The following is a 22,615-nucleotide window of genomic DNA, read 5'->3' as shown; positions in this document are numbered from 1 at the left end:
TGGCGGAGAGGTCCTGCGCTGCCCCAGGATGGCCCCCGGTGCCGGCGGCAGCGGCGGCTACGGGGGTTACGGGGGTATCGCCGACGCCGCGGGCCACCCGCACGCACGACCGGGCCGACGGGTTCACCCCCGTCGGCCCGGCCACCGGCCACCGTCCGGCGTACCGGCGTACCGGCAACGGCGTCGTACCGGCTACAGCACCGGCAGGTTCTTCTTCAGCTCGAAGGCCGTGACCTCGGAGCGGTACTCCTCCCACTCCTGCTTCTTGTTGCGCAGGAAGAAGTCGAAGACGTGCTCGCCGAGCGTCTCCGCGACCAGCTCGCTGCGCTCCATCAGCGCGATCGCCTCGCCGAGGTTCTGCGGGAGCGGCTCGATGCCCATCGCGCGGCGTTCCGCGTCGGAGAGCGCCCAGACGTCGTCGTCGGCGCCGGGCGGGAGTTCGTACCCCTCCTCGATGCCCTTGAGGCCCGCGGCGAGCAGCACCGCGTAGGCCAGGTAGGGGTTGGCGCCCGAGTCGATGGAGCGGACCTCGACGCGCGCGGAGCCGGTCTTGCCGGGCTTGTACATCGGAACGCGGATCAGCGCGGAGCGGTTGTTGTGGCCCCAGCAGATGTACGAGGGGGCCTCGCCGCCCGAGCCCGCGATGCGGGTGGAGCCGCCCCAGATGCGCTTGTACGAGTTGACCCACTGGTTGGTGATGGCCGAGATCTCCGCCGCGTGCTTGAGCAGCCCCGCGATGAAGGAGCGCCCCACCTTCGACAGCTGGTACTCGGCACCGGACTCGTAGAACGCGTTGCGGTCCCCCTCGAAGAGGGAGAGGTGGGTGTGCATGCCCGAGCCGGGGTACTCCGAGAACGGCTTCGGCATGAACGTCGCCTGTACGCCCTGCTCCAGCGCGACCTGCTTCATGATCAGCCGGAACGTCATGATGTTGTCGGCGGTGGACAGCGCGTCCGCGTACCGCAGATCGATCTCCTGCTGGCCGGGGGCGCCCTCGTGGTGGCTGAACTCGACCGAGATGCCCATGGATTCGAGCATCGTGATCGCCTGGCGGCGGAAGTCCATCCCCACGTTCTGCGGGGTGTGGTCGAAGTAGCCCGAGCTGTCGGCGGGGGTGGGCGGGGTGCCGTCGACGGGCTTGTTCTTCAGCAGGAAGAACTCGATCTCGGGGTGGGTGTAGAAGGTGAAGCCCAGATCCGAGGTCTTGGCGAGCATCCGCTTGAGGACATAGCGCGGGTCCGCGAAGGACGGCGAGCCGTCCGGCATCAGGATGTCGCAGAACATGCGGGCGGTGCCGGGGGCCTCCGCGCGCCAGGGCAGGATCTGGAAGGTGCCCGGGTCGGGCTTGGCGATCATGTCGGACTCGTACACCCGGGCGAAGCCCTCGATCGCCGAGCCGTCGAAGCCGATGCCCTCGTCGAAGGCCTGCTCCAGCTCCGCGGGGGCGACGGCGACCGACTTCAGGAAGCCGAGCACGTCGGTGAACCAGAGGCGCACGAAGCGCACATCGCGCTCCTCCAGCGTACGGAGCACGAATTCCTGCTGCTTGTCCATATTAGCTGTCCTACCCATCTTTGCTGGTCAGGCCACCTGCTCCCATGCCTAGGGGCACGTTGAGGCACACGAGCATCCCACCACACGATTTCAGTCGCGTTGCGAACCCCTGTCCAACGCTTCGCATCGTGCACGTGTCGGACTCCGACCCCATAGTGCCTGTCCGTGCGGCGCCCATGGAACCGGCGAGAGCGATCCGTACCGCTCAAGATCAATTTTGGCGACTGTCAGCCACGTTATGGTTCGCGTGCGTATCCGACCAGCCGAGTGGGTACGGCTCCGCCTCGTCCCCCGGGACGGAGGGCTCCCCACCTGCCTCCGTGAACGCCGTCAACGCGCTCACCAGCGCCGATCGCCGCTCGGGGGCCATCCGCTCCACGATCGCGGAGATCTCCCGGTGGCGCGCCGCCGTGACCTGTTCGACCAGGGCGCGACCGGCCGGGGTGAGCCGCAGCGCGGTCTCGCGGCGGCTGTCCGGGTTGCTCCGCCGGGTCGCCAGACCCGCGCCGATCAGCCGGTCCAGCATGCGCATGGCGGTCGAGGGGTTCACCCCGAGCCGCTCGGCGACCGCGACCAGCTTGGCGTCGCCGTGCGTCGCGAGGACCACCAGCAGCCGCAGCTGCGGCAGGGTGACCGGCTGCCCCACGGAGGCGAGGGAACGTACGGAGACGGCCACCAGCAGCCGTGACGCGGCCAGCACCGCGTGGGTCACCGCGTCGACGTCGGGCGCGTTCGTACCGGGCGGGTCGGCATCAGGCGCGTTCGCGTCGGGCGCGTCGATACCGGGCGGGTCGGCATCAGGCGCGTTCGCGTCGGGCGGGTCCCCCGGGGGCGGCGCTGCGTGCTCGGGCATGACTCTTTGTACCGCGCGGATGACCGTTTCGTACCTCTATCGGCGCCGATCCAGGCGATACGAGGGCCGAATTCGACCGCGGAACCGACTCCTCACTGCTGCGACCCCCGCCGTACGCACTACGATCTGCGCCCATGGGGGGATCGCGGCGCGGCCACATACGCGGTACGCGTCCCACGGCACTGGTGAGCGCCGTGGCGACGCTGTTCGTCGCGCTCCTCGTCTGCCTGGGCGGCGGTCCCGGCGCGGACGGCACGCACCACGAGGAGCCCGCCACCGCCACCGTCATGAGCGTGGCGGCCCCAGAACCCGAACCGGCCGAGGCGCGGTACTCCTGCCCGTACGACAAGGGCGCCTGCGGGTTCTTCCCGCACCTGAACCCGGCCGTGCTCACCGCACCGCCGCCGGTCGCCCCGCTCGCCGACGCCGTCCAGCCCACATACCTCGCCCCGCCGCCCCCCACCGGCCAGGTGTCCCGCTCCGCCGCGCCCGCCCGCGCGCCGGACCTTCACGTCCTTCAAGTACTGCGGACGTAACCGGGCCCGCACCCGCACCACGTTCCGCAGTCATTGCCATCGCCATCGCAGAAGGACACACATCATGGCTTCCAAGTCCCAGTCCGCCGAGCGCAAGGCCCGAATAGAAGAGATGCGCCGCGCCGAGCGGGCCCGTGAGCGGCGCAACCGCGTCCTCACCATCTCGACCAGCGCCGTCGTGGTCGCCGCCCTGGTCGCGGGCGGCGCCTTCCTGCTCAACAAGGAATCCGAGAAGAAGGAGAAGGAAGAGGCGCTCGCGGCGGCGCCCGTCAAGGCCGAGAAGTCCTGGGACGCGAAGAAGCTCGGCCGCAACCATGTCGCCGAGGCCGTCACGTACCCGATGACACCGCCGGTCGGCGGCGACCACTCGCAGGTCTGGATGAACTGCGACGGGGACGTCTACAAGGACCCGATCCCGGAGACCAACGCGGTCCACTCCCTGGAGCACGGCGCGGTCTGGGTCACGTACAACGACAAGGCCGACGAGGCCGACATCGAGGCACTCGCCAAGAAGGTCGGGAAGACCACCTACACGCTCATGAGCCCGGTGAAGAACCAGGCCGGCGCGATCATGCTGAGCGCGTGGGGCAAGCAGGTCACGGTGGACAGCGCGTCGGACGCGCGGGTCGACCAGTTCTTCACGAAGTACGTACAGGGCTCGCAGACCCCCGAGCCCGGCGCGGCCTGCACGGGCGGACTGGACGGCTCGGCGTGACCCGCGCCATGACCCGCACCCAGTGGGTCTCGATCGCCGCCGTCGTCCTCGCCCTGCTCTTCGCCGGTACGGCGGCGGTGGCCTCCTCCGTCTCCCGCGACGGGGGCTCCGGGCAGTCCCGTACCCCCTCGGCCGACTCCCCGGACGCGGGCTTCGCCCGTGACATGGCCGTCCACCACCAGCAGGCCGTCGAGATGTCGTTCATCGTCCGGGACAGCACGGACGACGAGGACGTGCGCCGGCTGGCGTACGACATCGCCAACACCCAGGCCAACCAGCGCGGGATGCTGCTGGGCTGGCTGGACCTGTGGGGGCTGCCGAAGGCCGAGGCCGCGAAGGAGCCGATGGCCTGGATGATGTCGGTGCCCATGGAGGGCATGGACCACGGCTACGAGGCGCACGACGGCTCCCTCATGCCCGGCATGGCCACCAAGACCGAGCTGAAGCAGCTCCGCGAGGCCCGCGGCGAGAAGGCGGAGATCCTGTACCTCCAGCTGATGACCGACCACCACAAGGGTGGCGTCTCGATGGCACAGGGCTGCGTGCGGCTGTGCACGGTCGGTGCGGAGAAGTCCCTCGCCGAGGGGATGGTCGCGGCCCAGGAGTCCGAGATGAAGCTGATGGCGGACCTCCTGAAGGAGAGGGGCGCGGCGGCCCGGTAGCGGTGTTCGGTGCCCGTGCGGGCGCCATTCGCCGGTACGGGCGCCGGGCCCTGGAGGAGGCGTGTGTCCGGACGGCACGATGTACGGCGCGTGCCCCGTCAGACGTGGGGCGGCCCCGGGTACGGCGCCCCACATCGCGCTTCGGCGTCCGGACGCATCGCCTCCCGCGCCCCCGCCCCCTCGCTCCGGTGGTGGGTCACGGAACACCGGGGCGGAGGGGCGCCGCAGGGGGTGCGTTCGGGACAACAAAGCGCGATGTGTGGCGCATAGGCGGGGTACGCCTTCCGGCGACCCGCCACGCGCCGTACATCGTGCCGTCCCGAATGTGCCACCGGAGGGGCCCCGGCGACAACCCGCACACGGAGACCGGCCCCGACCGAACGCCCCGGGAGCGCCTCCGCCCATACCCGCGCCTCAGGACCAGGGCCCCTCCGGGAGGAGCCATCGCGTCAGGGAGACGATTACACTGGGCCCGTGCCTCAACTACGTCTCGCTCTGAATCAGATCGACTCGACCGTCGGCGATCTCGCCGCGAACGCCGAGGCGATCGTGCACTGGACCCGTCACTCCGCCGAGCAGGGGGCGCATCTCGTCGCGTTCCCCGAGATGGTGCTGACCGGCTATCCCGTCGAGGACCTCGCCCTGCGCTCGTCCTTCGTGGAGGCGTCCCGGGCCGCGGTGCGCGCGCTCGCGGTGCGGCTCGACGAGGAGGGGTTCGGGGAGCTGCCGGTGATCGTCGGGTATCTCGACCGTTCCGAGTCGGCGCAGCCGAAGTTCGGTCAGCCCGTCGGCGCCCCGCGCAACGCGGCTGCGGTACTGCACCGCGGTGCGGTCGTGCTGAACTTCGCCAAGCACCATCTGCCGAACTACGGCGTCTTCGACGAGTTCCGGTACTTCGTGCCGGGCGACACCATGCCCGTCGTGCGGGTGCACGGCGTCGATGTGGCGCTCGCGATCTGTGAGGACCTGTGGCAGGACGGCGGGCGGGTGCCCGCCGCGCGGTCGGCCGGGGCCGGGCTGCTGATCTCGGTCAACGCGTCGCCGTACGAGCGGGAGAAGGACGACACCCGGCTCGACCTGGTGCGCAAGCGCGCACAGGAGGCCGGGTGCACGACGGCGTATCTCGCGATGATCGGCGGCCAGGACGAGTTGGTCTTCGACGGTGACTCGATCGTCGTGGACAAGGACGGCGAGGTCATCGCGCGCGCCCCGCAGTTCGCCGAGGGGTGTGTCGTACTGGACCTGGAGCTGCCGGCGGCCTCCGCCGAGCCGCCCACCGGTGTGGTGGACGACGGGCTGCGGATCGACCGGGTCGTCCTGTCCGAGGAACCGCTCCCGGCGTACGGGGCCGAGCTGACCGGCGGCTACGCCGAGCGGCTGGACGACGACGAGGAGGTGTACTCGGCGCTGGTCGTGGGGCTGCGCGCGTACGCCGCCAAGAACGGCTTCCGGTCGGTGCTGATAGGACTGTCGGGCGGGATCGACTCGGCGCTGGTCGCGGCCATCGCGTGCGACGCGGTGGGCGCGCGGAACGTGTACGGCGTGTCGATGCCGTCGAAGTACTCCTCGGACCACTCCAAGGGCGACGCGGCCGAGCTGGCGCGGCGTACGGGGCTCAACTTCCGTACGCACCCGATCGAGCCGATGTTCGACGCGTACATGGAGTCGCTCGGGCTGTCCGGGCTCGCGGAGGAGAACCTCCAGGCTCGGCTGCGCGGCACGATGCTGATGGCGATCTCCAACCAGGAGGGGCACATCGTGCTCGCGCCGGGCAACAAGTCCGAGCTGGCGGTGGGGTATTCGACGCTGTACGGCGACTCCGTCGGCGCGTACGGGCCCATCAAGGACGTCTACAAGACCTCGGTGTTCCGGCTCGCCCAGTGGCGCAACCGCGCCGCCGAGGAGCGCGGCCAGACCCCGCCGATCCCGGAGGCGTCCATCACCAAGCCGCCCAGCGCCGAGCTGCGCCCCGGCCAGGTGGACGCGGACTCGCTGCCGGACTACGACGTCCTGGACCGGATCCTGGAGCTGTACGTCGACCGCGACCAGGGCAAGGACGCGATCGTCGCGGCGGGCTTCGACGCCGAGCTGGTGACGAGGACGCTGCGGATGGTGGACACGGCGGAGTACAAGCGGCGCCAGTACCCGCCGGGCACCAAGATCTCGGCGAAGGGCTTCGGCAAGGACCGGCGGCTGCCGATCACGAACCGCTGGCCCGGTTAGGCGCTGACCCCGCTCCTCGTCGCCTCGGTGCTCGCACTGCCCGAGGCGACGAGGCGGGACGTCCCCGTACCCCGGTCGAGCACTCCCGCGGTGACCGCGATGGCCAGGCCCACGACGGCCAGGACGGCACCGACGAGGGTCGGGGACATCCAGCCCCAGCCGGACGCGATGGCCCAGCCGCCGAGCCAGGCGCCGCCCGCGTTGGCCAGGTTGAAGGCCGAGTGGTTGGAGGCGGAGGCGATGGTCGGGGCGTGCTTGGCCTTCTGCATGACGAGCATCTGGAGCGGGGTGGTCGTGAGGAAGCCGACCGCGCCCAGGATCACGACGGTCACCAGCGCCGCCCACTGGACGTGCGCGGTGAAGCGGAAGGCGAACAGCACCACGGCGAGCGTGGCGAGCGAGATGTAGAGGGTGGGCCGCAGCGCCCGGTCGGTCAGCGGTCCCGCGGCGAGCGCGCCGAGGGTCATGCCGATGCCGAAGAGGGCGAGGACGAGGGTGACGGAGGACTCGCCGAACCCCATGACCTCGGTGGTCATCGAGGCGAGGTACGCGTAGACCGCGAAGACCCCGGCGAAGCCGAAGACCGCGGTGGCGAGCCCGAGCACCACCTGCCGGTCGCGCAACGCCCGCAGCTCGCGCATGACGCTCTGGTGCGCGTCGACGGGCATCTCCGGGACGAGCCTGCCCAGCGCGGCGAGCGCGACCAGGCCGATCGCGGTGACGACGAGGAAGGTGGCGCGCCAGCCCAGGTGCTGGCCGAGCAGGGTGGCGGCGGGGACGCCGACGATGTTGGCGACGGTCAGGCCGAGGAACATGGTCGCCACGGCCCGCGCCTGCCGCCCCTCGCGTACCAGCCGGGTGGCGACGACCGCGCCGACGCCGAAGAACGCGCCGTGCGGCAGCCCGGCGAGGAAGCGGCCCGCGAGCAGCCAGCCGAAGCCGGGGGCGAGCGCGGAGGCGAGGTTGCCGATGACGAAGACCCCCATCAGCAGCAGGAGCATCCGCTTGCGCGGGATCCGTGAGCCGAAGGCGGTCAGCAGCGGGGCGCCGATGACGACGCCGATCGCGTAGGCCGAGACGAGATGACCGGCGGTGGGCACGGAGGTGCCCAGGTCGTCCGCGACGTTGGGCAGCAGACCCATCATCACGAACTCGGTGGTGCCGATGCCGAAGGCGCTCACCGCCAGGGCGAGCAGAGCCAGGGGCATGAGGGAGTGCTCCGTTCCGGAAGAGGGGATTCGGGGGTTAGTACCCCCACGGAACAAAGTGTCTCAGATCATTTGTTCCAACAGATGAACTCCGGATTGCGTGGAACACATCACTCGGCGGAGCGACGGGGTGCGATGTTACGACTGGGTAAGGTCCACCCGCGCCGCGATCGGCAGATGGTCGCTGTCCGTCCTCGGCAGGCTCCATGACGAGGTCGGCTCGACGCCCCTGACCATGATCTGGTCGATCCGGGCCATCGGGAACGACGCCGGCCAGCTGAACCCGTACCCGTACCCGGCCGCGCCCTGGGTCGAGCGCATCTGGGAGGTGACGGCCTTCAGGGACCGGTCGTTGACCGTGCCGTTGAGGTCGCCGAGCAGTATCACCCGGTCGAGCTTCTCGTCGAAGATGGCCTCGCCCAGCGCGTCCGCGCTCTTGTCGCGCTGGTTGGCGGTGAAGCCCGCGTGCAGTTTGACGCGTACGGAGGGCAGATGGGCCACGTAGAAGGCGACCGGCCCCTCCGGGGTGGTCACGGTGGAGCGCATCGCACGGACCCAGCCGAGCTTGATGTCGACGGGCCTGGTGGCGCTGAGCGGATACTTGCTCCACAGCCCGACCGTGCCCTGCACGGAGTGGTACTTGTACGTACCGGCGAGGGCCTTCTCGTACACCGGTACGTCGTCCTCCTTCAGCTCCTCCAGCGCGATGACATCCGCCCCGGACTCGGTCAGCTTGGCCGCCGTGCCCTCCGGATCGGGGTTGTCCGCGTTGACGTTGTGGGTGGCGACCATGAAGTCGCCGCCGCCGGTCGACTTGTCGGTGAGCAGCCCACCGAACTGGTTGAGCCACACGATCGCGGGCAGCAGCACGGCGATCAGCGCGGTGGCGGACCTCCGTACGAGAGCCACGAGCAGCAGCAGCGGCACCATCAGCCCCACCCAGGCGAGGAACGTCTCGGTGAGACTGCCCAAGTTGCCGATCGTGTTGGGGATCTGTGCGTGAAACATCATCAGAAACGCTGTGGCGACGGCGAATACCGCGGTGATGATGCCGCGCCGCCAGATTCCGGGGTCTCTGCGCCAGCGGTCGAACAGGACTCTGACACGTGATTCCGGGCGGTGCCGCTCCTCGCCCGCCGTCACCGACTGCGCCGTGTACTCCTGCGTCATGTCCGCTGCCCTCACTGCCTTGCCGTGCACGCCCGCCCATGACCCTAGGGGATACGCGGCCGCTTTCTCCGCCGTCCGGGGACGGCCGTACCGACTCGGAGACGAAGAGCGCGTAGCGGCGGGTTCCGATCAAGGACGAATGACCGGCAGCTGTGACAGAACGAGCGGGACGGAAACCGCTTCCAGCGGGACGGCGAACACGTATGACGGCGCCGGTGTGATCGGATTCACGGGCCGGGCGTTTCGGATGCCGCGCCGGTCGCGGGACCGACTCCCCGGAGCACCGCGTCGATGATCCCCCCGGCGAGATCGCCCTCCAGCGGTTCGCGCGCGGCCCGGCAGGAGGAGCGCGACCTCGCGGGGCAGCCCCTGCATGACCGCGAACACCGGCTGGGCGGCGGCCGACGGCAGGATCAGCGGATCGGAGCCGGGCGCGCTGAAGTACGAGAGGTCGAGCGCCGGATGGCTGCCGCGCTTCGCGCAGGACGAACAGGATGACTGCCGCGCTTCTCGCGCAGGACGAACAGGGATGGCTGCCGCGCTTCGCGCAGGACAACAGGGATGGCTGCCGCGCTTCTCGCGCAGGACGAAGACGGCGCCGAACCCCATCAGGACGCGGTAGCCGATCAGTTCGGCGGGTGAATCCGACATCGCGGCGAGCCCCGAGCCGATCGCGAAGACGGTGACGCCGAAGGGCAACACCTTCTTGCGTCCCATCCGGTCGCCGAGGAGTCCGCCGGCTCCGGGTGGCTCCGAGCCCGGTGGGCGCGGGGGCGGCGATCGTCCTGACCGTCGACGTAGACCTATTCCAACCGACGCATACCTATTCCCATACAAAACCTTTTATATGGGAAAGTCTTCACGCGGGGGCCGCGCGGCGTCGGCGCGCAGGGTCGGCGCGCGGGGTCGGCGCGCGGGGTCGGCGCGCGGGGTCGGCGCGCGGGGTCGGCGCGCGGGGTCGGCGCGCGGGGTCGGCGCGCGGGGTCGGCATGGCCTCGCGGGCGCTTCGTACGGGAGCTTCGTAGGGGTGCTTCCAACTTTCAGGGGTGTCTCCCCAGCAGCTCCGGGGCGACCCTACTTCCGTGGGCCGTCTTGGGATGCCACCATGGAAGAGGTCCGGGGACGCCGTCAGGGTGCCTCGAGATGACGAAAGGGCCTATGGCCATGACTGTTCAAGCAGCGGCTGCGCAGCAGCCCGCAGGACACTCCCCAGCCGGCGCCACCGGCAACCCGAAGGCGCTGTACGGCGGCGCGCGCACCCGCCGTATCTCCGTCCACGACCTCGTCGCCTCCAAGGAGCGCGGCGAGAGGTGGCCCATGCTCACCGCGTACGACGCGCTGACCGCCTCCGTCTTCGACGACGCCGGTATCCCGGTGCTGCTCGTCGGTGACTCGATGGGCAACTGTCATCTGGGGTACGAGACCACCGTGCCCGTCACGCTGGACGAGATGACCATGCTCTCCGCCGCTGTCGTACGCGGTACGAAGCGCGCCCTGGTCGTCGGCGACCTCCCGTTCGGCTCGTACCAGGAAGGGCCCGTCCAGGCCCTGCGCAGCGCCACCCGGCTGGTGAAGGACGCCGGGGTCGGCGCGGTGAAGCTGGAGGGCGGCGAGCGCTCGCACGGCCAGATCGAGCTGCTGGTGAGCGCCGGCATCCCGGTGATGGGGCACATCGGCCTCACCCCGCAGTCCGTCAACACCCTCGGCTACCGGGTTCAGGGCCGCGGCGAGGAGGCCGCGCAGCAGCTTCTGAGGGACGCGAAGGCGGTGCAGGACGCGGGCGCCTTCGCGGTCGTGCTCGAACTCGTCCCGGCGGAGCTGGCCGCCGAGGTCACCCGGGTGCTCCACATCCCGACCATCGGCATCGGCGCGGGCGTCGAAACGGACGCGCAGGTGCTCGTGTACACCGACATGGCCGGGCTGACCGCGGGCCGGGTGCCGCGCTTCACCAAGCAGTACGCGAACCTCCGCGCGGCCCTGGGCGACGCGGCGAAGGCGTTCGCCGACGAGGTCGTGGGAGGAACGTTCCCGCAGGAGGAGCACACCTTCCACTGACGGGTCCCCACCAGCTCTGACCTGCGACTCCTTCCCGGCGCGCGCCGGGAACCGCACACCACTGCCGCATGAACGACAGCCCGCCGATCTTCCCCCGTCGGCGGGCTGTCGCGCGGCCGCCGACAGATGCGCGGAGTCGCGCCGACAGAGTTGTCCACAGGCTGTCGGTGTCTGTCGGTGGATTGTCGGTGCGTTGTCGGTGGTGGCTGGTCCACTGTGGGCATGACGCGAATCGACAAGAACCCGACGGGCGGTCGCACCGGCAACGCCATCGAGGTACGGGGGCTGGTCAAGCGGTACGGCGACACCCAGGCCCTGGACGGCGTGGACCTCGATGTCCGCGAGGGCACCGTGCTCGGTGTCCTCGGGCCCAACGGCGCGGGCAAGACCACCCTCGTCCGTATCCTCTCCACCCTCGTCCAGCCCGACGCGGGCACCGCCGTGGTCGCCGGGTTCGATGTGCTGCGCCAGCCCCGGCGGCTGCGCCGCGCCATCGGCCTCACCGGGCAGTACGCCTCGGTCGACGAGAAGCTCTCCGGCTGGGAGAACCTGTACATGATCGGGCGGCTGCTCGACCTGCCCCGCAAGGACGCCCGCGCCCGCTCCGACGAGCTGCTGGAGCGCTTCTCGCTCACCGAGGCCGCGCGCAAGCCCGCCGCGCAGTACTCCGGCGGCATGCGGCGCCGGCTCGATCTGGCCGCCTCGATGATCGGCCGCCCGGCCGTGCTGTATCTGGACGAGCCGACGACCGGGCTCGATCCCCGTACCCGTAACGAGGTCTGGGACGAGGTGCGGCGGATGGTCGCCGAGGGGGCCACCGTCCTGCTCACCACCCAGTACATGGAAGAGGCCGAACAGCTGGCGACCGAGCTGACGGTCATCGACCGGGGCCGGATCATCGCCGGTGGCGGGGTGGACGAGCTGAAGGCGAAGGTCGGCGGCCGCACCCTCCGGATCAGGCCCACGGACCCAGCCCAGCTGCCCGCGATGGCACGGGCCATCGCCGAGACCGGCCTCGACGGACTGTCCGGCGCCCAGGCCGTCCCCGACGAGGGCCTGTTGTACGTCCCGATCCTGAGCGACCAGCAGCTGACCGCCGTCGTCTCCCTGCTCGGTGAGCGCGGCTTCTCCCTCGCCCACATCGGCACCCATCTGCCCAGCCTGGACGAGGTGTTCCTGGCCATCACCGGCCAGAAGACCGGCGTCGGGTCCGCGACCGCACGTGAGGACATCGCCGCATGAGTACGAGCACGACGGCACTGCCCCCGGCCGAGCCCACGACGGCCCGCGCCCTCCCGGTCCGCACGGACATCGACACCCGTATCGGAGTGCGCGCCAACCTCCGCCACATCGGCGCGCTGGTCCGCCGCAACGCCCTCCAGATCAAGGCCGATCCGGAGTCGATGTTCGACGTCCTGCTGACGCCGATCGTCTTCACGCTGCTGTTCGTGTACGTCTTCGGCGGCTCGGTGGGCGCGAGCCTCGGCGGGAGCCGCGGCGACTATGTGAACTACGTGGTCCCCGGGCTGATGGCCATGATGGGCCTGAACGTCGCGATGGCCGTGGGCACGGGGATCAACGACGACTTCCGCAAAGGGGTCATGGACCGGTTCCGTACGATGCCGATCGCCCGTTCCTCCGTACTGATCGCCAAGATCGTCGTCGAGATCGGCCGGATGCTCGTCGCCACCGTCATCCTGCTCGGCATGGGCTTCCTGCTGGGCATGGAGATCAAGACCTCGGTGGTCGACCTGCTCGCCGCGGTCGGTCTCTCCACGCTGTTCGGCGCGTCACTGATGTGGATCTTCATCCTGCTGGGACTCACCATGAAGACGGCACAGGCCGTCCAGGGGGTGGCCATGCTCGTCCTGATGCCTCTCCAGTTCGGTTCGTCGATCTTCGCCCCGCCGGCGACGATGCCCGGCTGGCTCCAGGCGTTCACCGACTACAACCCGCTCTCCCACCTCGCGGACGCGGCGCGGTCGCTGATAAACGGCGGCCCGCTCGCGCACTCGGTGTGGATGACCCTGGCCTGGTCGGCGGGGATCACCCTGGTGACGGCCCCGCTGGCGGTGGCCAAGTTCCGCAAGAAGTCATGAGGCCCGAGGGGCGCTGAGAGCGGCGGCCTCCTCCAGCGAGAGGCCGGCGCCCTCGGCGCGCCCCGCCGCGAACGCGTCGTCGCCGAGGAGGGACCCGATCAGCTCCCAGGTCCTCGTCCGGATGGTCTGCTCCACGGCGGTGCGGAAGTGGGCGGTGGGCAGCCGCGCCTCGTACGCGCCGACGAGCCGGGCGGCGTCCCGGATCCGCTCGGACTTCGCGTTCTCGGATTCCTTCTTCTCGGATTCCTTGTTCTCGGACTTCGCGTTCTCGGACTTCGCGTTCTCGGACTTCGCGTTCTCGGACTTCGCGTTCTCGGACTTCGCGTTCTCGGCGGCCAGACCGGCCAGCGCCCAGGCGGTGTTCAGCAGATGGAAGGCGGTCATCTCCGGGGCGACCATCTGCGACAGCGCCGACAGGGACAGCTCCTGGGCCCGGCGGGCCGCGCCGAGCGCCTCCGCGTACCGGCCGTCCTCGCAGTCGAGCCAGGCGCGGACGCCCTGGACGAAGCCGTCGAAGATGGCCAGCGTCTCGGAGCGGAACACCTCCAGCAGCAGGTCCAGCTGGAGTCGGGCCTCGTCCCGGCGGCCGGTGCGGCCCAGCCACAGCGCGAGGACGAGCCGGGCGGCGGGCCGCGCTTCGAGGGACGTCTCCCCGCTCTCCTCCAGCAGTTCGCGGAGGATCCGCTCACCCTCCTCGCCCTGCCCCGTCTCGCACATGGTCGCCGCCAGCCGGCACCGCAACACAGCGACCTGGGCGCGGGCGCCGAGCCCCTCCGCGTAGCCGATGGCCGCCGTGTAGTCCTCGGCGGCGAGCGCGTAATGCCCCGCCTTCTCCCGGGCCTCGCCCCGGGCCGAGAGTGCCTCCGCCGCGCCCCAGGCGTCACCGAGCCGGGTGTAGATCTCCAGACTGCGATCGGCGTCCCGGGTCGCCGCGTCGACCGACTCGCCCCGGTTGGCCAGCACATTGGCCCGGGTCTGGAGCGCCCCGGCCAGCTCCCATTCGTAGCCGAGCTCCTCGCAGGCCCGGACGGTCCCGTCCACGATCTCCCGCAGCAGCTCCTGTTCCCCGGTGATCATGACCGCGATGACCCACATGGTGCCGGGGAAGCGGCAGGTCTGCGGCAACCCCGGCCGGTAGACCCGGACCACCGTGGCCAGCCAGGTCTGCCGCTCGGGCGTCGTCCAGCCCTGCATGTCGTGGTCCATGCCGGCCACCTCGATCAGCCGCACCTGACGACGGGCCTCCTGGAGGAGGCCGGGTGCCATCGGCGGCGGCGCGTCCGTGCAGCGCTCCGTGATCGGCGGCGCCTGGCGGGCGGCCCCGGCGAACGGATCGGGGCCGAGCCCCGAGGCGGCCCCCGCCCACTGCCGTGCGTCGGCCCGCAGATCGAGCATCTGCCAGAACCAGGCCAGGGAGAGTACGAGACACAGGGCCTCCTGTTCCTCCCCCGCCGCGACGGCCCGGCGCAGCGCGGTGCGCAGGTTCTCGTACTCCAGCTGGAGCAGGCCGATCGCGGCGCGCTGGCCCGGCCCGCGCAGCAGCGGATCGGTGGTGCGGGCCAGCTCCCGGTGGTGGACCAGATGGCGCCGCTCGGCCGCGCCCCGCTCCCCCGCCTCGTCGAGCCGCTCCGCGGTGTACTCGGCGACGGTCTCCAGCAGCCGGTAGCGCATGTCCCCGCCGTCCGGTACGGGGGCGGCGACGACCAGGGACTTGTCGATGAGGGAGCCGAGCAGCACGGCGACATCGCGGGACCCGACGACGGGGGTCGCGCTTTCTCCGGGGACGGGGACGGGGACGGGGCGGGGGCCGGTGCCCGTGTCCGGGACGGGGCGGGCCGAGTCCGGGTCGTCCGCGCAGACCACTTCCGCCGCTGTCAGCCCGCAGCCGCCCGCGAAGACGGACAGCCGCCGCAGCACGGCGCGTTCCGGCTCGTCCAGCAGGTCCCAGGACCAGTCGACGACCGCCCGCAGGGTCTGCTGACGCGGCAGTACGGTCCGGCTCCCGCTCGTCAGCAGCCGGAACCGGTCGTCCAGCCGGTCCGCGATCTGCCGCGGCGTCAGCATCCGCAACCGCGCCGCCGCCAGCTCGATCGCCAGCGGCAGCCCGTCCAGCCGCCGGCAGATCTCCGCCACCGCCTCCGGATCCTCCTCGGGCCCGAACCCCGGCCGCACCGCCCGCGCCCGCTCCCCGAACAGCCGCACCGCCGGATCGCGCGGCAACGGCCCCACGGGGCGTACGACCTCGCCGGGCACCCCGAGCGGCTCCCGGCTGGTGGCCAGAATCGTCAACTCGGGGCATTGGGAGAGCAGTTCGTCGGCCAGGGCGGCGGCTGCCCCGATCACGTGCTCGCAGTTGTCGAGGAGCAGCAGCATGCGGCGACGGCCGCAGTGCTCGGCCAGCCGGGCGAGCGGATCGCCGCCGTGCCGGTCGGTGGCGCGCAGCTCCTCGGCCCCGGCGCCGCGCAGGACGGTCTCGCGCGCGCCGAGCGCGGTCAGTACGGCCTCGGCCACGGTCGCCGGGTCGTTGACGGGCGCCAGCTCCGCGAGCCACACCCCGTCCGGCCACACCCCGTCCATCCGCTCGGCCGCCTCCTGCGAGAGCCGGGTCTTCCCGGCCCCGCCGGGCCCCAGCAGGGTGACGAGTCCGGCCCTCCCGAGGTCGTACCCGATGGCCTCGATATCGCTCTCGCGGCCGACGAAGCTGGTCAGCCGGGCACGGAGGTTCCCGGGCCGCGCGGGGGACGTCCGCGCCCGGCCTGCGGACGCGGGCGCGGACGGGACGCGGGGCGGTCCGCCGTACCCGCTGCCGGGCTCGTCCGCGTGCAGCAGTTCCTTGTGCAGCGACCGCAGCTCGGAGCCCGGTGCCGTGCCGAGCCGCGTCGCCAGGGCGTGCCGTACCTCTCCGTACGCCGCCAGAGCCTCCGCCGGGCGGGCGGCGTCGCGCAGCGCGCGGATACGGAGCGCCTGGAGCGGTTCGTCGAACGGGAACTCACCGCAGAGCGCGGCCAGTTCGGGCAGGGCCTCCTCGGCCCGGCCGAGCGCGAGCAGGGCGGTCAGCCTGGCCCTGCGGGCGTCGAGCCGCCGGGTCTCCCAGCGGGCCGCCTCGGCCGTACGGTCGGGCAGGTCGGCCAGCGCGGGTCCGGTCCAGAGCGCGAGCGCCTCGTCGAGCAGGCTCGCCGCCCGGTCCGGATCGCCGCCCGCGAGGGCCCGCGCGCCCTCGCCCGCGAGCCCGCCGAAGCGGTGCAGGTCGATGTCCTCCTCGGTGGCGCACAGCCGGTACCCGCCGTTCTCCGACGCCACGGCGGCGGGCCCGAGCGCCCGGCGCAGCCGCCCGATCAGCGCCTGGAGCGCCCCGACCGGGTCGGCGGGCGGCTCCCCGCCCCAGACCTCGTCGATGAGCGCCCCGACCGGGACGGTACGGCCGGGGCGCAGCGCGAGCACGGTCAGCAGCGCGCGCAGCCGCGTTCCGCCGAGAGGGACGGGGGTGCCGTCCGCGGTCAGTGCCCGGGTGGTGCCGAGGACGCGGTAACGCATGTGCCCATTGTCCGTGATGGCGCTCGGCCCTCTCGCCCCCACGAGACATCGAACGACAGCCGGGGCGACGGCCGGGGTGACGGCCGGGGTGACGGCCGGGGTGACGGCCGGGGTGACGGCCGGGGCGACGGCCGAAACGACGGTCGAGACGATTTCGGCTCGTCGGTCGTTCTCGACCCGTCACCTTCTTTCTGTACGGTCGGGCAGGCCCGACCACCACCGGCAGCACCGTCCCGGGAGACCCGCCATGACCATCACCAGCGTCCGGAACCACGACCGGCGGATCTCCCCCGTCTTCCTGGGTATCGTCGCCGTCACCGCGGTCGCGGGCTGGGCGGTGTGGACGGGTTTCTCCGCGAACGCCGGGATCGGGGTCTTCCTGTTCGTGACGGGGGCCTGGATCACCTCGCTCTGTCTGCACGAGTACGCGCACGCCCGCACCGCCCTGCACAGCGGCGATATCTCGATCGGGGCGAAGGGCTATCTGACGCTCAACCCGCTCAAGTACACGCACGCGCTGCTGAGCATCGTGCTCCCGGTGATCTTCGTGATCATGGGCGGTATCGGCCTGCCGGGCGGCGCCGTCTTCATCGAGCGCCACCGCATCCAGGGTCGCTGGAAGCACAGCCTGATCTCCGCCGCCGGCCCCCTGACGAACGTCCTGTTCGCGATCGTCTGCACCGCCCCGTTCTGGCTCGACGCCCTGGCCGGTGTGCCGCTCGCCTTCCGTTACGCGCTGGGCTTCCTCGCGCTGCTCCAGGTCACGGCGGCGATCCTGAACTCCCTGCCGGTCCCGGGGCTGGACGGCTACGGCATGGTCGAGCCCTGGCTGTCGTACAAGTTCCGCCGTCAGGTCGAGCCGTTCGCCCCGTTCGGGCTGCTGGCCGTCTTCGGCATCCTGTTCATCCCCGAGGTGAACGGGGCCTTCTTCGACGCGATCGACGCGATTCTGCGCGGGCTCGGCGTCTCGGAGCTGGAGAGCTACTGCGGGAGGAATCTGTTCAGCTTCTGGACGGACCGCAATGAATTCGTCTGCGGCCCGATCAGCCAGTAGCCGATGAAAGTGGTACGGATCAACGCGCCGCCCGCTCCATCTTCGCCCTGCGGAGGTAGTACCAGGCCATGTTCGACGAGAGCCCGGCCAGCAGCACCCAGACGATCCCGAGCAGACTGCCCTGGACGAAGGAGACCACGGCCGCGGCGACCGTGAGGGCACACATGAGGAGGGCGTACAGAGCGAGGCGGGGCATGGGCGGCGGCTCCTGTCGGGGGTGTCCGGGGGTCCGGGGCCGGGCTCCGGACGGCTGGGGCTCGCGCAAGTTTACGGGGAAGGGCGGAAGGGCAGATTCTTCGGTCCTTCGGGCAGAACAGTGCGCCCCCCGGCTTCCTGACCGACGACCTGATGCCCCACTAACGTCGGCGCGTGAGCCTATGGACTTCTCTTGAGCCCGCGTCGACCTCCGTGGACCCCGGCTCCACGACCACCGTGCGACTGCGGCTGCGCAACACCGGTGACGTCGTCGACGAGTACCACTTCACCCCGGTGGGGGAAATCGCCCCGTACATCACCGTCGAACCCGCCTCGATCCGGCTCTTCCCCGGCACGACCGGGACCGTCCGGCTCACCTTCGCGCCGCCGCGCACCCCGGACGCGACCGCCGGGCCGAACCCGTACGGCGTGCGGATCGTGCCGACGGAGCATCCCGAGGCGGTCACCGTGCCGGAGGGGAATCTGACGATCACCCCGTTCACGGAGATACGGACGGAGCTGGTCCCGCCCACCGTGAAGGGACGGTTCCGGGGGCGGCCCAAGCTCGCCATCGACAACCTCGGCAACACCAAGCTGACCGTGTCGCTCAGCGGCTCCGACAACGGCGACCAGCTCTCGTACGAGATCCACCCCGCCAACGTGCAGATCGAGCCGGGGCGCGCGGTCTTCGTGGACGCGCTGCTCAAGCCGAAGGCGATCACCTGGTTCGGCCCGAAGGAGGAGCGGCCGTACCAGCTGGGCGTGCAGCGGTCCGGGACCACCCGGCTCGACGTGGAGGGCATGTACGTGCAGCGGGGCGTCCTGCCGCGCTGGCTCGCCACCTTCCTGGGGGTGCTCCTGACGCTGGCGATCGCCTTCGTCGGCCTCTGGTTCGCGTACAAACCGAAGGTCGCCACCCTCGCCCAGCCGCAGTCCCAGTCGGTCGCCGCGAGCGCGCTGCCCGCCCCGGCGCCCCCGCTGCCGACCGAGCAGCCGCCCACCGTCTCGCCGCCCGAGCCCCAGGCCCCGGTAGTGGAGCCCGCGCCTCCCGTCGAGGAGAAGGAGAGCGACAGCGGCGGCGGTGACGGCGGCGGCGCGAAGGCCCCCGCCGAGCCCGAGGAGGAGAAGCCGGCCGCGCCACCCGAGAACACCGCGGCCATCGCCGTCCAGAAGCTCCAGGCGTCCGAGCCCGGCCGGCACATCTGCTACCGGACCTATCTGCGCGACCTCGGCTGGCAGGACCCCGTCTGCGACGGCGTTGTGTCCGGCACGGAGGGCCAGGGCAAGGTCGTCGAGGGCGTCAATATCGCGGTGGCCGGGGTCAAGGGCGTCAGCGCCAACGGCCTGATCCGCAAGACGGACTGGGAGAAGGACTGGAAGAGCGCCGCCGACGGCGTCGACCTCTACATCGGGACGGTCGGCGACAAGGAACTGGATCTGTCCGGGATCGGGGTCGGGGTCGGCGAGGGCAGTGTCTGCGTCACCCCGCGCCTCCAGGACAACGGGTGGTACAACATGTCGTGCTCCACATCGGAGGGTGACATCCGCTGGATCTTCGGCGGGGACGTGAGCCGTCAGAAGTGGATCGAAGCGGTCAAGTTCACTGTGTGACAAGCCGTGCGGTGGTTGGCGGTGGGGGGTACGGGCGCTTGCCCGTACCCCCCACCGCCACATCAGACACAGGTACCGGACGTCAGATGTCCGTCACGCGCAGCCCGGCGTGCGCCTTGTAACGGCGGTTCACCGAGATCAGGTTGGCCACCAGCGACTCCACCTGGTGGGCGTTCCGCAGCCGTCCGGCGAAGACCCCGCGCATGCCCGGGATCCGGCCCGCCAGCGCCTGGACGAGGTCGGTGTCCGCGCGCACCTCGCCGAGGACCATCACATCGGTGTCGACGCGCTCGACCGCCGGGTCCTGGAGGGTCACCGCCGACAGGTGGTGGAACGCGGCGGTCACCCGCGAGTCCGGCAGCAGGGCGGCGGCCTGCTCGGCGGCGCTGCCCTCCTCGGGCTTGAGCGCGTAGGCGCCCTTCTTGTCGAAGCCGAGCGGGTTGACGCAGTCGATGACGAGCTTGCCCGCCAGCTCCTCCCGGAGGGACTCCAGGGTCTTGGCGTGCCCGTCCCACGGTACGGCCACGATGACCACGTCACTGCGGCTCGCGCAGGCGGAGTTGTCGGCGCCCTCGATGCCGTTGCCCAGCTCGGCGGCGGCCTCCTCGGCGCGCTCGGCGGCCCGGGAACCGATGATCACTTTCTGTCCGGCGAGAGCCAGCCGGTAGGCGAGGCCGCGTCCCTGCGGGCCGGTGCCGCCGAGGACACCGACGACGAGGCCCGAGACATCGGGGAGGTCCCAGGGGTCCCTGGCCGGGGCCTTGGCGGGGGTCGGAGGCGTACTGCCACTGTCCGTTGAAGTCATGGAGCCGACGATACGTGCCGGTGGGCGCCCGTTCGGGTGACCGCGGTCACGAGCCGCCACGCCGCACCCGATGCTGCGGCAGGATGCGGGCCCATGGATGCCGTACGCGTCGCCCTGCTCCGTGAAGTGCTCGCCGGGACCGCCTGGCCCGCCGCGACCCGCCGGTTCGCGGGGGCGCTGCGCTCCTCCGTCGTACCGGCGGGTGGCGGGCTGCTGCTGGTCGGGACCGAGGAGTACGAGCCCTGGCACCTGGCCGCCCATCTGGTCGACGAGGCCGCGTGGTCCGGGCAGCCCGAGCTGAATCCGACGCTGGTACGGCACCGGGTGCGCCCCGGCGACCCGGCCCATCTGGCCGTCGGGCTGGGCAGGCTGGAGGCGGCGGGCCGGGGCGAGACGCTGCTCGTCGTGGCCCCGGAACGGCCGGACGGCGGGCTGCTGGAGCGGGTGTACGACGCCCGGCGGGCCGGGGCGACCGTGCTGTCCCTGGACGGCGGCGACGCGGAGATGCGCTCCCTGGCCCACGACGCGCTGACGGTCACCGGACCGGACGCGGCGCAGGGGGTGGACCTGGACACCGTGCAGCACCTGGTGGCCGCGGCGACCGGGGAGAACAGCCTGCCGTCCCCACGCGGCCGGCGACGGCTGCGGGACCGGCTCTCCCGACTGGCCGACCAGCTCACGGCGCCACCGCCCGCCCGCTGGTGACCGGTGTCGACCACCGTTCTTATTGGCTTGCCCGGGTGACGGTGAGCGCAGAGCATGGCGTCTCGTGACCGAGAACCCCGCCCCGGAGAAGCCGGCCGAAAAGCCCGCGGCAGGAGAGCCCGGTACCGAGCCGCCCGGTACGGAATCGCCCTGCCCCGAGAAGCCCGGGCCCGAATCGTCCAGGCCCGAACCACCCCGTATGAAAACACCCGGCACGAAAACACCCGGCACGGAAACACCCGGTACCGAACCCCCTTCGGGAGAATCCATCGAGCCGTCAGGTCCCGGGAAACTCCGTGCGGTCCTCCCGGACTTCGCCCCCTTCCGCTCCTCCCGGGACTTCCGGCTGCTCTGGGTCCAGGGCCTGGTGACGTACTTCGCCAGCGCCATGGCCATGGTCGCGCTGCCCCTCCAGATCAAGCACCTCACCGACTCGCCGCTCGCGGTGGGCGCGATGGGCGCCGTCGAGCTGCTCCCACTGATCGTCTTCGGGCTGTACGGCGGCGCCCTGGCCGACGCCGTCGACCGGCGCAGGCTGATCCTCCTGTCCGAGGCCGGGCTCGGCGTGCTGGCCGTCGTACTCCTGGCGAACGCGCTGCTCCCGGGCCCCGCGCTCTGGCCGCTGTACGTGGTCGCCGCCGGGGTGTCCGCGCTGGCGGGCATCCAGCGCCCGGCCCTGGACTCGCTGATCGCGCGGATCGTGCCGCACGACCAGCTGACCGCCGCCGCCGCGCTCAACGCGCTGCGCTGGCAGTTCGGGGCCATCGCGGGCCCGGCGCTGGCGGGCGTCGTCGTGGCGTACGCGGGCATGCCCCCGGCGTACGCCGTCACCGTCGCCGGGTTCGCCGTCTCCGTACTGCTGTGTCTGCGGCTGTCGCCCGCGCCGCCCTCGCACGAGGCCCGGAGCCCGTCGCTGCGCGCGATCGTGGAGGGCGCGCGGTACGCGTGGAGCAAGCCGGTCCTGCTGGGGACGTACGTGATCGACCTGGCCGCGATGTTCTTCGCCTTCCCGCTGGCGATCTTCCCGTTCCTGGCGCAGGACCTCGACGCGGACTGGGCACTGGGGCTGATGTACGGGGCGATCCCGCTCGGCTCGATTCTGGTGAGCCTCACCAGCGGCTGGGCCTCCCGGGTCCGCAGGCACGGGCTGATGGTGGTGCTGGGCGCGGCCGGGTGGGGGCTGGCGATGGCGGCGACCGGGCTGACGGCCGATATCTGGCTGGTCCTGCTCTGTCTGGTGGTGGCGGGCGGCGGCGACCAGATCAGCGGGCTGGCCCGTATGACGCTCTGGAACCAGACCATCCCGGAGGAGTTCCGGGGCAGGCTCGCGGGCATCGAGGTGCTGTCGTACAGCTGCGGCCCCCAGCTCGGCCAGGTCCGCGCGGGCGCGGTGGCGGGCTGGACCGGCACCCGCCCGGCGATCTGGAGCGGCGGGCTGGCGTGCGTGGCGGCGGTGGGGCTGCTCGCCGCCGTACTGCCGAAGCTGCTGACGTACGACGCCGACACGGACGAGGACGCGCAGCGCCGCCGCGCCCAGAAAGCGGCGGAGGCGGCGGAGGCGGAAGCAGCGGAGGCGGCGGCCGGCTGAGCGCCCGAGCGGTCGGGCTGCCATGGCTCGACCGCTCAGGCGGCGGCG

18 protein-coding genes and 1 pseudogene are annotated in these 22,615 nt (G+C 71.6%); 11 read left to right on the top strand and 8 right to left on the bottom strand.

The window, feature by feature from the left end; all coding sequences use genetic code 11:
* Positions 1-192 precede the first annotated feature (192 nt).
* Both ACIP8W_RS13240 and ACIP8W_RS13235 read right to left on the bottom strand, forming a co-directional pair.
* Positions 193-1,554, bottom strand: a complete 1,362-nt coding sequence (locus ACIP8W_RS13240; RefSeq protein ID WP_401954338.1) for a glutamine synthetase family protein — start codon at positions 1,552-1,554, stop codon at positions 193-195.
* Between the two features lie 211 nt (positions 1,555-1,765).
* Entirely contained in the window at positions 1,766-2,407 is a 642-nt protein-coding gene (locus ACIP8W_RS13235; protein WP_402202982.1) for a MarR family winged helix-turn-helix transcriptional regulator, read from the bottom strand.
* A gap of 134 nt (positions 2,408-2,541) precedes the next feature.
* Here ACIP8W_RS13235 and ACIP8W_RS13230 point away from each other — a divergent pair, with 134 nt between their 5' ends.
* The 4 genes from ACIP8W_RS13230 (at position 2,542) to ACIP8W_RS13215 (ending at position 6,543) form a co-directional block, all read left to right on the top strand.
* Entirely contained in the window at positions 2,542-2,943 is a 402-nt protein-coding gene (locus tag ACIP8W_RS13230) for a hypothetical protein (protein WP_401954343.1), read from the top strand.
* Positions 2,944-3,007: 64 nt separating this feature from the next.
* A complete protein-coding gene (locus ACIP8W_RS13225; RefSeq protein ID WP_401954345.1) occupies positions 3,008-3,658 on the top strand; it encodes a DUF3105 domain-containing protein in 651 nt (216 codons plus the stop codon).
* On the top strand, positions 3,655-4,320 hold the full coding sequence (locus ACIP8W_RS13220) for a DUF305 domain-containing protein (protein WP_402202980.1): 666 nt from the start codon (positions 3,655-3,657) through the stop codon (positions 4,318-4,320). Before ACIP8W_RS13225 ends, ACIP8W_RS13220 begins: the two co-directional genes overlap by 4 nt.
* Before the next feature lie 474 nt (positions 4,321-4,794).
* Positions 4,795-6,543, top strand: coding sequence for an NAD+ synthase (locus ACIP8W_RS13215; RefSeq protein WP_401954349.1), 1,749 nt, complete (start codon positions 4,795-4,797; stop codon positions 6,541-6,543).
* On the opposite strand, the gene ACIP8W_RS13210 is transcribed toward ACIP8W_RS13215, so the two are convergent.
* From ACIP8W_RS13210 to ACIP8W_RS13200, 3 genes and pseudogenes are all read right to left on the bottom strand, one after another.
* Positions 6,540-7,751 (bottom strand): MFS transporter, encoded by a 1,212-nt coding sequence (locus ACIP8W_RS13210; protein WP_401954351.1) that lies wholly within the window; start codon positions 7,749-7,751, stop codon positions 6,540-6,542. The two genes, ACIP8W_RS13215 and ACIP8W_RS13210, sit on opposite strands and share 4 nt — an antisense overlap.
* Positions 7,752-7,889: 138 nt before the next feature.
* On the bottom strand, positions 7,890-8,921 hold the full coding sequence (locus tag ACIP8W_RS13205; RefSeq protein WP_402150072.1) for an endonuclease/exonuclease/phosphatase family protein: 1,032 nt from the start codon (positions 8,919-8,921) through the stop codon (positions 7,890-7,892).
* A 582-nt stretch (positions 8,922-9,503) separates the two neighbouring features.
* A pseudogene (locus ACIP8W_RS13200) lies at positions 9,504-9,702 on the bottom strand (MFS transporter); the annotation flags it as partial.
* A gap of 383 nt (positions 9,703-10,085) precedes the next feature.
* Here ACIP8W_RS13200 and panB point away from each other — a divergent pair.
* The 3 genes from panB to ACIP8W_RS13185 all read left to right on the top strand — a co-directional run bounded on the left by panB (position 10,086) and on the right by ACIP8W_RS13185 (position 13,075).
* Complete coding sequence (gene panB, locus ACIP8W_RS13195; protein WP_401954356.1) at positions 10,086-10,976, top strand: 3-methyl-2-oxobutanoate hydroxymethyltransferase; 891 nt, start codon at positions 10,086-10,088, stop codon at positions 10,974-10,976.
* A gap of 222 nt (positions 10,977-11,198) precedes the next feature.
* Positions 11,199-12,218, top strand: a complete 1,020-nt coding sequence (locus ACIP8W_RS13190) for an ATP-binding cassette domain-containing protein (RefSeq protein WP_401954358.1) — start codon at positions 11,199-11,201, stop codon at positions 12,216-12,218.
* Positions 12,215-13,075, top strand: a complete 861-nt coding sequence (locus ACIP8W_RS13185) for an ABC transporter permease (protein WP_401954361.1) — start codon at positions 12,215-12,217, stop codon at positions 13,073-13,075. Before ACIP8W_RS13190 ends, ACIP8W_RS13185 begins: the two co-directional genes overlap by 4 nt.
* Here ACIP8W_RS13185 and ACIP8W_RS13180 read toward each other — a convergent pair.
* Positions 13,070-16,609, bottom strand: a complete 3,540-nt coding sequence (locus ACIP8W_RS13180) for an AfsR/SARP family transcriptional regulator (RefSeq protein ID WP_402202977.1) — start codon at positions 16,607-16,609, stop codon at positions 13,070-13,072. The genes ACIP8W_RS13185 and ACIP8W_RS13180 overlap by 6 nt on opposite strands.
* A 247-nt stretch (positions 16,610-16,856) precedes the next feature.
* On the opposite strand from ACIP8W_RS13180, the gene ACIP8W_RS13175 reads away from it, so the two are divergent.
* Positions 16,857-17,663: a site-2 protease family protein gene (locus ACIP8W_RS13175; RefSeq protein WP_401954366.1), complete on the top strand. Its 807-nt coding sequence runs from the start codon at positions 16,857-16,859 to the stop codon at positions 17,661-17,663.
* A 19-nt stretch (positions 17,664-17,682) separates the two neighbouring features.
* Here ACIP8W_RS13175 and ACIP8W_RS13170 read toward each other — a convergent pair whose 3' ends face one another.
* On the bottom strand, positions 17,683-17,859 hold the full coding sequence (locus tag ACIP8W_RS13170) for a hypothetical protein (RefSeq protein ID WP_401954368.1): 177 nt from the start codon (positions 17,857-17,859) through the stop codon (positions 17,683-17,685).
* A 173-nt stretch (positions 17,860-18,032) separates the two neighbouring features.
* Between ACIP8W_RS13170 and ACIP8W_RS13165 the strand changes: the two genes are divergently transcribed.
* Positions 18,033-19,469: a hydrolase gene (locus ACIP8W_RS13165; RefSeq protein ID WP_402202974.1), complete on the top strand. Its 1,437-nt coding sequence runs from the start codon at positions 18,033-18,035 to the stop codon at positions 19,467-19,469.
* Positions 19,470-19,551: 82 nt separating this feature from the next.
* On the opposite strand, the gene npdG is transcribed toward ACIP8W_RS13165, so the two are convergent.
* Positions 19,552-20,274: an NADPH-dependent F420 reductase gene (npdG, locus tag ACIP8W_RS13160; protein WP_401954373.1), complete on the bottom strand. Its 723-nt coding sequence runs from the start codon at positions 20,272-20,274 to the stop codon at positions 19,552-19,554.
* Between the two features lie 93 nt (positions 20,275-20,367).
* On the opposite strand from npdG, the gene ACIP8W_RS13155 reads away from it, so the two are divergent.
* Together ACIP8W_RS13155 and ACIP8W_RS13150 are read left to right on the top strand one after the other, a co-directional pair.
* Positions 20,368-20,979: a hypothetical protein gene (locus tag ACIP8W_RS13155; protein ID WP_401954375.1), complete on the top strand. Its 612-nt coding sequence runs from the start codon at positions 20,368-20,370 to the stop codon at positions 20,977-20,979.
* A gap of 199 nt (positions 20,980-21,178) precedes the next feature.
* On the top strand, positions 21,179-22,567 hold the full coding sequence (locus ACIP8W_RS13150) for an MFS transporter (RefSeq protein ID WP_401954377.1): 1,389 nt from the start codon (positions 21,179-21,181) through the stop codon (positions 22,565-22,567).
* Positions 22,568-22,615 lie beyond the last annotated feature (48 nt).

It is taken from the genome of Streptomyces sp. NPDC088554, assembly GCF_044752945.1.
Lineage (GTDB): Bacteria > Actinomycetota > Actinomycetes > Streptomycetales > Streptomycetaceae > Streptomyces.
Note: the sequence above shows the minus strand (reverse complement) of the source record. Positions and strands in the feature narration are given on the sequence as shown.

What these genes read in the sequence shown, in the direction of transcription:
- ACIP8W_RS13240 (WP_401954338.1), bottom strand. Translation starts at nt 1,554, where the DNA reads ATGGACAAGCAGCAGGAATTCGTGCTCCGTACGCTGGAGGAGCGCGAT.
- ACIP8W_RS13235 (WP_402202982.1), bottom strand. Translation starts at nt 2,407, where the DNA reads ATGCCCGAGCACGCAGCGCCGCCCCCGGGGGACCCGCCCGACGCGAAC.
- ACIP8W_RS13230 (WP_401954343.1), top strand. Translation starts at nt 2,542, where the DNA reads ATGGGGGGATCGCGGCGCGGCCACATACGCGGTACGCGTCCCACGGCA.
- ACIP8W_RS13225 (WP_401954345.1), top strand. Translation starts at nt 3,008, where the DNA reads ATGGCTTCCAAGTCCCAGTCCGCCGAGCGCAAGGCCCGAATAGAAGAG.
- ACIP8W_RS13210 (WP_401954351.1), bottom strand. Translation starts at nt 7,751, where the DNA reads ATGCCCCTGGCTCTGCTCGCCCTGGCGGTGAGCGCCTTCGGCATCGGC.
- ACIP8W_RS13205 (WP_402150072.1), bottom strand. Translation starts at nt 8,921, where the DNA reads ATGACGCAGGAGTACACGGCGCAGTCGGTGACGGCGGGCGAGGAGCGG.
- panB (WP_401954356.1), top strand. Translation starts at nt 10,086, where the DNA reads ATGACTGTTCAAGCAGCGGCTGCGCAGCAGCCCGCAGGACACTCCCCA.
- ACIP8W_RS13190 (WP_401954358.1), top strand. Translation starts at nt 11,199, where the DNA reads ATGACGCGAATCGACAAGAACCCGACGGGCGGTCGCACCGGCAACGCC.
- ACIP8W_RS13185 (WP_401954361.1), top strand. Translation starts at nt 12,215, where the DNA reads ATGAGTACGAGCACGACGGCACTGCCCCCGGCCGAGCCCACGACGGCC.
- ACIP8W_RS13180 (WP_402202977.1), bottom strand. Translation starts at nt 16,609, where the DNA reads ATGCGTTACCGCGTCCTCGGCACCACCCGGGCACTGACCGCGGACGGC.
- ACIP8W_RS13175 (WP_401954366.1), top strand. Translation starts at nt 16,857, where the DNA reads ATGACCATCACCAGCGTCCGGAACCACGACCGGCGGATCTCCCCCGTC.
- ACIP8W_RS13170 (WP_401954368.1), bottom strand. Translation starts at nt 17,859, where the DNA reads ATGCCCCGCCTCGCTCTGTACGCCCTCCTCATGTGTGCCCTCACGGTC.
- npdG (WP_401954373.1), bottom strand. Translation starts at nt 20,274, where the DNA reads ATGACTTCAACGGACAGTGGCAGTACGCCTCCGACCCCCGCCAAGGCC.
- ACIP8W_RS13155 (WP_401954375.1), top strand. Translation starts at nt 20,368, where the DNA reads ATGGATGCCGTACGCGTCGCCCTGCTCCGTGAAGTGCTCGCCGGGACC.
- ACIP8W_RS13150 (WP_401954377.1), top strand. Translation starts at nt 21,179, where the DNA reads ATGAAAACACCCGGCACGAAAACACCCGGCACGGAAACACCCGGTACC.